8 protein-coding genes are annotated in these 10325 nt (G+C 41.3%); all 8 read right to left on the bottom strand.

The genetic code is table 11. The features are described 5' to 3' along the window. Entirely contained in the window at positions 1–1353 is a 1353-nt protein-coding gene (locus J4N25_RS26455) for a glucoamylase family protein (protein WP_207424907.1), read from the bottom strand. A gap of 101 nt (positions 1354–1454) precedes the next feature. Beyond that, entirely contained in the window at positions 1455–2375 is a 921-nt protein-coding gene (locus tag J4N25_RS26460) for a LamG-like jellyroll fold domain-containing protein (protein WP_207424908.1), read from the bottom strand. Between the two features lie 17 nt (positions 2376–2392). Then, the gene (locus J4N25_RS26465; RefSeq protein ID WP_242696040.1) at positions 2393–3895 is read right to left on the bottom strand and encodes a RagB/SusD family nutrient uptake outer membrane protein; all 1503 of its coding nucleotides are present in this window, start codon (positions 3893–3895) and stop codon (positions 2393–2395) included. Between the two features lie 44 nt (positions 3896–3939). Next, positions 3940–6954 carry a SusC/RagA family TonB-linked outer membrane protein gene (locus J4N25_RS26470; protein WP_207424910.1) on the bottom strand — a complete coding sequence of 1005 codons (3015 nt, stop codon included), beginning with the start codon at positions 6952–6954 and terminating at the stop codon, positions 3940–3942. A gap of 538 nt (positions 6955–7492) precedes the next feature. After that, complete coding sequence (locus tag J4N25_RS26475; protein WP_207424911.1) at positions 7493–8026, bottom strand: hypothetical protein; 534 nt, start codon at positions 8024–8026, stop codon at positions 7493–7495. 153 nt (positions 8027–8179) lie between these two features. Beyond that, positions 8180–8734 carry a hypothetical protein gene (locus J4N25_RS26480; RefSeq protein WP_207424912.1) on the bottom strand — a complete coding sequence of 185 codons (555 nt, stop codon included), beginning with the start codon at positions 8732–8734 and terminating at the stop codon, positions 8180–8182. A gap of 176 nt (positions 8735–8910) precedes the next feature. Continuing rightward, entirely contained in the window at positions 8911–9729 is an 819-nt protein-coding gene (locus J4N25_RS26485; protein ID WP_207424913.1) for a hypothetical protein, read from the bottom strand. A 95-nt stretch (positions 9730–9824) separates the two neighbouring features. Beyond that, entirely contained in the window at positions 9825–10220 is a 396-nt protein-coding gene (locus J4N25_RS26490) for a hypothetical protein (protein ID WP_207424914.1), read from the bottom strand. Positions 10221–10325 lie beyond the last annotated feature (105 nt).

The following is a 10325-nucleotide window of genomic DNA, read 5'->3' on the forward strand; positions in this document are numbered from 1 at the left end:
TTATTTTAAATGAGGGCTTTCAAAACCCAATTTTTTTAATCCTTGCTTTATTTCAGGCGAGCTCATAAAGAGATTCCATAAAAGACCAGTCCGGTGGTTTTCCATCATTACCACAACGGGGCCCTGATCAATAGCCAGATAACGCTTCGGGTACCAGTTTGCAGTTTCACTAAAAGCATCATAGAAGCCGTACTCTCCCCACACCTTATCTTTCATGTTATTATACCAGTGTCTCATAGCTCTGGCAGATTGTTCGGGGATATAAGGAAAAGAAGATAAAGCAGCAGTAGGAGCAATAACCCCCAGATCACCCGATTCTGAAGGTGCATGCCCTGCATACCCTTTTACCGAGTAGCTCGCAGTAAGTCCCCAGCTATCAGGACCATAGCCTTTGTATCCTTTCGGATTAGTAACACACCAGGTATAGTTAATTAATGCATGGTTGATGTTTTCCTGCCAGTAATCAGCGTACCGGTCTTTCAATCCCCGGGGATCTAAACCTAAATAAGAATAATGAGCCCAGAAGAGTGGCCCTCCATTTGGAGCGCCATGGTGTCTTAACTGGAGCTTGTAGCCCAAGCTCTCTTTTGGTTCTACCATCTTGCCGTTTTCTGCCCAGCCCTGATGGTATACCTCAGCAGGAACTCCATAGGTTGGAGAGGAAGCGGCTAACACGTACATGATCAGGCACTCGTTATACCCTGTCACTTCAAAGTTCATTGCCCATTCATTCTTCGGGCTCCAATGCCATAACAAAACATTCTTCCCGTTTCTGTACCAGTTAAAATCAATTTCCTTCCATAACTGGTCGGCCCTTGAAGCCAGCTTTTTTTCCTCTGCGTTTCCTTTGTTGAAATATTGTCTCACACACAACAGGCCCTGCGCCATAAAAGAGGTTTCTACCAGGTCGCCGCCATCATCTTTGGAGCTAAACGGCTTCACTCTACCAGTTTCACCATCCAGCCAATGAGGCCAGGCCCCATGAAAGCGGTCTGCCTTCTCGAGAAATCCTACTATCTTTTCCAGACGTTGCCGTCCCTCATCACGTGTAATAAACCCCCTTTCTATGCCAACCAGGATGGCCATTACACCGAAGCCTCCCCCGCCTGAGGTAACGATATTCTTATCATTTTGAGGATACAGGCCATCCATGTGGATACGCTCCCTGGCTAATCCTGAATTTTCTTCAGCTCCATCCCAGAAGTATTGGAAGGTTTGTTTTTGAACCAATGTAAATAAGGTATCCTTACTAATCTCATCATTACTCTTCTGAGCAACATTCACTGATGTCTTACATGCGCCCAGAAGCGCTCCAAGCAGTAAGGTAAAGAGATAAATGTGTGTTTTTTTCATTTCTTAGCATTGATGTATGAATGCGTATCAAATTCCCCCTGATTGATACAGAAAAAGGAAGGGCATCCGGTGGTTTTAACCCCGGATGCCCTATTCAGAATTTACTTATTAACCTTACCCAGATTATACAGGGACTTAATATGAGCATCGGGAAGAGCAACATTATATATGCGCATTTCATCAATATTGCCTGTCATAGGGGCAAAATCTGTATTAGTGTTCACCTGTTTGCCCGGGATACCGTTATAATTTGATCCGATGATGATTTCACTCGGTTCGTACGACTTAAATAGATTGTTTCCTGTTCCCCGATTTGAAAAGGCACCAATTTTTTGTCCATCAGCCCAAATGTTGAATACTCCCGTAGTCCCTTCATAAGTTATAAGAACATGGGTCCACTTTTCCATACCTATGGTTGGTGTGAGATAGGGAACATAATTTGGATCGCCGGGGTTATCACGTCTGGTATTGATATTATCCTGCATTCCTCCACCCACACTTGTAAAAGTAGGCTGTATTTTTAGTTCGCTGGTATTTGAAGCGGGGAAGCTCTGAGTGTTTAAATGGAAATTAATACTACCGTTAAAAATCCCCGGCCTCGCCAACTGAAACAGCATAGTACGTTTTGATCCATTATTCAGAATCTGTATCCATGAGCTTATGGTAAAACTCTTAAATACATCCGTTTTAAACTTCTCGAACTGGGTGGGGAAGTACAAATAGCCTGATTGCAGCTTTAGTGCCTTACCTCTGACTCCGCCGTCAATAAAACTATCCCCAGCAGTTTGTGCAGGCGCGGTATTACTCAGCGTCTCGTTTTTAGTATCATCGAACGACCAGTATGCTACAAGGTTATTCGGAAATATTTCATCAGAACTGGTATACCCATCGATCTTGCCTTCATAGTCCCGGGGATCGACATCCGGTAAATTATTAGGGTTGCCATCTTTTTTGCAGCCAGAGAAAAGCGATATAGCCAGGATCAGCCCTGAGAAAAAATATATTTTTTTGGAAGTAATCATGTCAATAGATTTAAGGTTTAAAATCCTGGATTCTGTTTCAAAACACCTTTACTTAGGTCGATTTGGGTTTGTGGGATCGGTAAGATTTCATCTCTCCCTGTAACAAAGTTTTTTCCGGCCTCCTGTAATACTGGTCCGGCAATACCCCATCTCACCAGGTCGAAAAACCGATCGTGTTCCATTGCCAACTCCACTCTTCGTTCATGACGTATCGCCTGGCGTAATAATTCCGGATCGGTGGTCGTAACTCTGGGAAGAATAGCATTATTTCCCGCTCTTGCACGAGCTCTCACAAGCTCCAGCTTATCTAAGGCCCCAGTGACATCACCCGTTTCGTTAGCCGCTTCTGCGTACATTAATACTACGTCTGCATAGCGGAGGATACGAACGTTCATCCAATAACCGAAATTGTCCAGGTATCTTGCACGGTAAGAGGGATTACTTAACACTTTATGATTGTATCGAGGATTAGGTAATCCAGAAGGTACCGCTTCATTATAGATAGAGGTTTGTCCTGTATACAAGATTGTCCTCGCCCTTCGAGGGTCCCCAGGCTCGTAAGTACCTTCCAAAAGCGTACTGGGGGTATTAAACCCGTTTCCTAAATTCCATCTTTCTGTTCCTCTTACTCCCTGATCGCTGGCATACTGAACTCCAAAGGACCTTTTTTCGTTAGGCGTCGCGGTTGCCTGAATTTCAAACACTGATTCTTTCGAATTTTCCCCGCTCTCTCCAAAAATAGTATTGTAAGAAGTGCTTAAATCGTACAGCCCCGATTGCATCACAAGATTCGCTGTACTTTTGGCTAAGGCCCATTTTTGCTGGGTGAGATAAACTTTTGCCAAAATTCCGTTTGCAGCTCCACTGGTGGCTCTTCCTATAAACTTAGCTTCCCAGCTTGGGGGAAGGTTCTGTGCAGCAAACTGAAGATCAGATTCAATGAACGCATAAATTTGGGCGGGACTGCTTTGAGGCAAATTCGCCTGGGCTGCGGCATCCGTAAATATAGAGTCAACAATAGGTACCCTGCCGAAATAGCGCACCATCATGAAATAGGCATATCCTCTGATAAATCTTGCTTCAGCTTGTGCTACTGTCTTTGCTTCGGGAGCAGTGAGCGGACTTTCATCCTTGGCTACCTGATCCAAAATGATATTACACCTGTTAATCAGACTAAAATGATCTACCCATAATATATTTAATAAGTTATTTGAAGGGTTCAGGGTAAAGTTATCAAACTGCAAACTTGATGGTCCATCGGCCGGCGTACTACCTTTTTCTGCATCATCACTCCTTATACTTACTGCCGCAATAAAAGGAGCAGCAGAGACGCCATATGCTCTTAGTGCATTGTATGCCTCAAAAATGGTCGGATCATAAGGTCCTGATCCTGTCGGATAAGGATATGTACTTTCTGTATATTGTCCCTGGGTTGTTCGGTCAAGAAAATCCTTTTTACAGCCCAGTAAAGTTGAAATGAAAATAAGAAGCAGTAATCCCAGTCCTATTTTCCTTTTCATTTGTTGATGATATGTTTTCATGTTTGTCAAGACCTAAAGGTTAATTAAAAAGTTGCGTTTACTCCGAAAGTGTATGTTGCGGGAACAGGATAGACCCCATTGTCAGCACCTCCACCTAAAATATTACCAATGGGGGCCTCCGGAGAATAGCCGGTAGTTTTAGACCATGTATGTATGTTCTGTCCGCTTAAGTATACTCTCAATGCCTTTAGTGGAGTTTTGTCAACAAGCTTATTTGCAAGCGTGTAGCCTATCTGCAAAGTTCTTATCCTGAAGTAATCGCCGGGTTCTAGATAATGTGAGCTAAACAAATAGTTATTAGCTCTGGTATTGTTTAAAATAGGCTCAACATTTGTACTTCCCGGGCCTGTCCATGCGTTGAGACGATTACTTTCATAATTAAGAACTGCAAAGTTCGAGATGCGGCGTTGTGTGTATATATAATTTCCTGCTACTCCTTGTCCCTGAACCAGAAAATCGAATCCTTTATAACTCATGTTTAAGTTAATTCCATAAGTCCATTCAGGAAAGGGCGAACCCAGATTCTCTCTGTCTGCGGGTGTAATCACCCCATCTCCGTTAAGGTCGGCATATGCAATATCCCCTGGAAGTGAATTCGGAAAACCAGGCATCCTGTCCAGGTCGGCCGTAGTTTGGTAAATGCCGACCTGCCTGTATCCGAAAAAGTGCCCTATTGATTCCCCCGAGATGGTTCTGTTCGCATTATCATTTCCGAATAAGGTGAAATTGAAATTATTTCCCAGCGATTCCACCTTGTTCTTGTTATAACTAAAATTCGATGAAATTCCATACCTGAACCCATCACCAACATTGTCGTTCCAGCCAAGTGCAACTTCTACTCCCCTGTTTGCTATAGACCCCAGGTTAGTTAAATAGGCAATACCACCAGCAGCACCAGGAAGTGTAATGCGCGAAATAATGTCCTTAGTTGTCCTGTCGTATACATTAAATTCGCCGCTCAACCGGCTATTAAATGCTCTTAAGTCTACTCCAAAGTCAACACCCCGGGTAACTTCCCATTTTAAATTAGGATCTGGTAGATAGTCAGGTGTTGCCGAGGCATACACATTTTCACCAAATACCCCCACACCACTTGTCCTTAAAACTGGTTCGAAATAATTCCGTCCAACCCCCTGAGCATTAGCTACGGTACCCCACGATACTCTTAATTTCAGGAAATCGACAATTTTTGCGTCCTTAAAAAAGCCTTCTTCAGAAACTACCCATCCCAATCCAAGGGCTCCGAAGGTACCGTATCTGTTAGCCGGACTAATCCGGGAAGAACCGTCGCGGCGGATTGAAGCATTTAGCAGGTATTTATCCTTAAACCCATAACTAACCCTTGCAAGATATCCTATCTGAGCATTTTCATCACCGGCACCACCAAGTGCATTAGGGTTAGCAGCCTGTGATATATCCAGGTACCAGAACTCCGGATTTCTCGGAATGTTTAAAGTGGTATCCGTTCTACTTCCCGACAACCTTGTGCTACCTTCGTAAAGGGTGGTAAAGCCAACCACCGCATTTATCCTGTGATTCTTATTAAATAGAGAGTCGAAACTTATGGTATGATCTTGTTGAAACTTACGATACTCGTCCTGGTTTTGTCTGACGCTGGTACGGCCATTTTGATCAACGGTGGTATCTGTTGCTGTGGTTCCCTCACCCAGGTTTATAAAGCGGTTAGGCAAAGGAGTATATCCACGACTGCCATTAAAACTAAGGTCAGTGTAAAATGCAGAACGCAGAGTGAACTGTTTCATGACTTTCAGCGATGCATAAATATTTCCAACACCACGATATCCTTTATTGATGGATGTTCTGTCTGATTGGTAAAGCGCGGCAAGCGGATTTCCTACTTGCGCTCGTTGAAAAGAGGGCATCCTGTAAAATGTGTTTTCATCATATTGAACAGGAACGATAGGAGCAGCCCATATGGCACTGTTAAAGTTTATCCCGGAGCCGCGTGTATTGTAATGGCTCGCTGTAATCTCTCCGCCTACGGTCAAGTTCTTGTTCAGCTTTATCTGCTGGTTTATCCGGCCTACATATCTCTGGAAGTTCCCATTCCTTAAAACCCCCTCCTGACTATTGTATCCAAGGTTTATTAGCGTAGTTGACTTTTCTCCACTATTAGAAATACTTAAACTATTATTGGTCTGTGATGCAGTCCTGAATATAAGATCCTGCCAATTGGTATTGGCTGTATAATTTGTATAATCAAAGGGAGCTGCATTTATATTGGAAAGCTGGGTGGAATATAGTTGCTTAAACCCCTCTGCATCGACCACGTCAATAAAGTTGTTCACTTTTTGTAACCCTACAGAACCCTGATAAGTTATGCGTGTTTGCCCTTTAGCAGCTCGTTTTGTAGTAACTGCAATAACACCGTTCCCTCCGCGTAAACCGAAGATGGCAATAGAAGAAGGATCCTTTAGTACTTCGATGCTTTCAATATCAGCAGCGTTCAAATAATCGATATTGGATTGAAAAACGCCATCCACCACATAGAGGGGATCGCCGCTATTGGTACTATTGACACCACGTATCCTAACTGTGGGAGAAGCTCCGGGCGAACCGCTGTTTACAATAGTTAATCCCGACACCCTGCCCTGCAAAGAAGCTACGGGGTTAACATTCGGCTGCCTTTCGATATCTTCTCCTTTTACGGTTGTTATCGCTCCGGTTAAATCTCTTTTCCTTTGGGTACCATAGCCTACAACAACAACCTGTTGTAGTTCATTAGCCGAAGATTGCAGGACAACATTAATTACCTGCCGGTTGTTCACTGGAATTTTCTGTGATTGAAACCCAATGTAACTAAATACGAGAGTAGCATTGGGCAGCGCATTAATAGAATAGTTACCGTTTAAATCGGTCTGGACTCCCCGGACTACCCCTTCAATCTGAACGCTTGCACCAGGTAAGGTCTCCCCCTGAGCATCGGTGACAGCACCTTTAATGGCGATCTCCTGGGCCAGCGTTTTTGAAGTGATAAAAATGCCGAACGCCCATAGAATAGTAATAAGTGTTTTCATAAATGTAGCGGTTCTGAGTTGGTTATATTAATTATTGGTCTAACACAAATATGAAGTAAATGCTTTTGCAGAAATGAGAATTCGCACCACAACATTACTACATCACCTTTACGAAAACACGGGAACAACCGACTTGCAACTATCTAATTTCTAGGGCAATAAAGAAAAGATAACACGTTTCAATAAAATCAAAACTACTACAGAATTATAGTAAGATGAGTAGGAATGATGTAGTACTTATAGAGAGGATTGTAGTAGCGCACCGGCCTTATTTGATTTCATTGGTAGAGGCGATGAAAGCTTATAAAAGTAAATGCCGTTCGGACAGATTGTAGCGATTGTCAGGCCATATTCCGTCGAGGAGAAATTGAGCACCTAAAGTGGCGCACCTACAGAATGTATGATAACGAAAACCCCTAGCCAATACCCTTTGCCTTCTATATCTGATGATTGAAGAGATACAGGTTCAAAAGAAAGCAGAAAACTTTGAGAACCACGTCACCCAGGCTTAATTCAAACACAATGTTAGGCGTAGATTTTATTTCTTCTCGTTATTTTCATCTCGCCATTCTCTCTTTAAGTCCTTAACTCTTTTTCCTTGTAAAACCACCCATTCGGGAGAGTCGAACAAGCTTTTAAGTTTGTCTTGTTCGTCATAGCCATCAGTTGTCCGAATTGCTACTGGGAATGTTCCCTTGTAAAGATTAGCATATATCTGTTCTGGATTAATAGGAATTACTCGAAAAGATAATGATGTTAATTTAGTTTTTCTTTCCCGTAGGTAGAATCTAAATCTTCCACGTACGCCATGCGTTACAATTTTTGGTTTAAAAGTTAGATACAGAGAATCCTTTGCTAAAACATAGGTTCCTCCGGTTACTTTATTTGCTTTCTTTGTGAACCGGATTATACAAAAGTTCTTGTCTTGCAAAAAATATAATTCAGCTTTCACATAGCCTGTATCTGTTACCGATTTGAATTCGAACACCTTTTGGTTGTAAACTTGTCCCACCGCTTTTTGAAGAGTCAGAAAGAGAACGCATAAAAGGATAATTTTAAAAAGGTGTGTCATTTTAAATTTACGCCTAAGGTTTAGGGCATTGCGAAGATGGCGGATAGAAAGCACTTCATTGTCACCCAGCAGAAAACTTGATTAAATGTAGAAAAAGTTCGAGAATAACAACACCTGCCATTTTTGCAAGAGCCTGTGTTATGTGTAGCCATTCTATATTCTCCCAGTCGTCTTCATGATGTTTAAGTCGTATAAAATTATTTGATTCTTATCCGATTTGTCGTATTTGCCGTTATTATTGGTGTCGTAATGTCCAGTAATGACGATTATTCCAGTTTGCTTATTTATTACCCAGGTCCGCACGAAGAATTTGTCGTCGGTAATTAGAACTTTCTCGGTGCCGTCTGTTGATAGAACTATAATTTGCATTGGGTCGGTCCAGTCTATTGACTTATTCCCGTCTAGGTTCACTGTTTTGGCAGCGATAATAACCTTGTTCAAATTGAATTTATCAATTTTTATTTGTTCAATTTTGTCAATATATCCACTTTTTGGAAAGTCAATCTTCTTGCTTTCTCCAGTCTTGGTATTGATAAATAACAGAAGGCTGTTTTTTGTTGCTATTTTATTTCTGTTATCAAGAGTCGCGATTACGTAATCTGTACCTTCCAGGTCGGATAGCTTGTTGAACCAAACGTAATTGTTTTTGTCTTGTGCAATGGTAGTCGTTGCAAGAAAAGTCAATAGTAAGAATAAATAGGTCTTCATGTCGAGGTTTTTGCGAATGTCGGGTTCTTATGGTTACACATAACGTTTATTGTTTATATTGTTCCCGCTTAAGAGCACTTCTGTGCCGGGCTGCACCAATATAATTAAGGAGCAGAAAACTTCGAGAACCACGTCACCGGGCATAATTTAAAGATACTGTTACCTGCTGCCAATTTTTATTTCGCTTTGTTCATATTGTTCCATGCTGCTCTGGTCATAATAGCGAGAATATCTTTTTCACAATCCCAGATGGAAACGTAGTTTTTGGAAATCACATAGTGCTGCTTCCATTTGGCAAATTTTTCATAAAGCATTAAAGTACATATATCGGTTGGAGTTATGAAGTCGCCAGTTTCTGGTAAATGACTATGGACGGCTGCGACTTCATTTCCTTTTCCGTAATTGATAGGAATGATATTTTTATGTAGTTGCTTCTTTTCAATTATATTGTTCTGTTTGTCGAACTTTAACAAATAGTCATTCCCGATTATTACCACTCCATTGTTCTTAGGTCCGGTCAATACATAAACTTTCCTCTCTTTATTTGAAATAATAGGTATCAAATTAAGATTGGTGTTTTGATATTGTTTGAACAAAGTATCTGTGTTGATTATCGAAAGAGCTTTCTTTCGAATCGAATATAAAGCTAACTCAGTCTCCGTGAATTCTCGTTCTAAACCCTCAGCTTTCGCCGTTTTAACGTTATATGTACTGTCAAAAGATACAGTTCCAATAATCTTGGGACTTTTACTTTTAGAAAAAAAAACACATTTAGATATATCCTTTTCAGTATATGAAAGATAGCCGCCAATATTTGCTCGTTGGTCACTAAATTTTTCTAAAAACAAATCTGTTCCATACCAAGAAGCCATCTCTGATTTATAAAGCATTTTGCCCTCTTCAAGTATTTTTGACGTTTCCTTTTGAACTTTGGTCTGTCCGGATGAATAAGCCAAAGTTGTAAGAAAAGTAAGGAGTAGTATTAGTTGTTTCATGTTGTAGGTTTATTTTGGTTGCAGGTAACGGCCTCGTGTAAACAACGTGCAAGGCCGTCGGCCGAAGTATGATGTTTACGCAATGTTAGCCAAAGTTATTTTTTTAAGATCGCTGCTCTTAGCTGTTCAAATTGAGTCCATTTTATTGAAGGAAAGTCTTCAATAACAATAGAGGAATCGCTTAAAATAGCTTTAGAAAAATAACCAGAATGTGCAGGGTAGACCTCTCTTGAAAGTATTCCCTTTGCCAACTGGCTTAATGATTCAATCACTCTAGCCTTATCGGATTCTGATAGTTTTATTTTTTTCTTTCTATTCTCTATTTTCCGTATCCGGGAATCGATGTCTTTACAGTCAAGAGTTTCAAGAAGGTAATCTGCATAAATATCACCCTTTAATGTAGTTCGGTAAATTTTGATTGTTTCTATGTCGCCTCCCCACTCTCCGCATTTATGGTTTTGGTAAACTAGTAAGCGCCCGGCTAACCCCATCTTTACTTGCACCTAAATCTACTGTTTCTTTGCTCAATGAAGAAAGTAGCACAAATGCGCCAGGCGGTGCAGCAATGGAAAGAGAGTGGACTAACACAAAAAGCT

The organism is Desertivirga brevis, assembly GCF_017355835.1.

Bases quoted from the DNA above. Each gene is read 5' to 3' on its own strand.
- J4N25_RS26455 (WP_207424907.1), bottom strand. From the start codon at position 1,353: ATGAAAAAAACACACATTTATCTCTTTACCTTACTGCTTGGAGCGCTT.
- J4N25_RS26460 (WP_207424908.1), bottom strand. From the start codon at position 2,375: ATGATTACTTCCAAAAAAATATATTTTTTCTCAGGGCTGATCCTGGCT.
- J4N25_RS26465 (WP_242696040.1), bottom strand. From the start codon at position 3,895: ATGAAAAGGAAAATAGGACTGGGATTACTGCTTCTTATTTTCATTTCA.
- J4N25_RS26470 (WP_207424910.1), bottom strand. From the start codon at position 6,954: ATGAAAACACTTATTACTATTCTATGGGCGTTCGGCATTTTTATCACT.
- J4N25_RS26475 (WP_207424911.1), bottom strand. From the start codon at position 8,026: ATGACACACCTTTTTAAAATTATCCTTTTATGCGTTCTCTTTCTGACT.
- J4N25_RS26480 (WP_207424912.1), bottom strand. From the start codon at position 8,734: ATGAAGACCTATTTATTCTTACTATTGACTTTTCTTGCAACGACTACC.
- J4N25_RS26485 (WP_207424913.1), bottom strand. From the start codon at position 9,729: ATGAAACAACTAATACTACTCCTTACTTTTCTTACAACTTTGGCTTAT.
- J4N25_RS26490 (WP_207424914.1), bottom strand. From the start codon at position 10,220: ATGGGGTTAGCCGGGCGCTTACTAGTTTACCAAAACCATAAATGCGGA.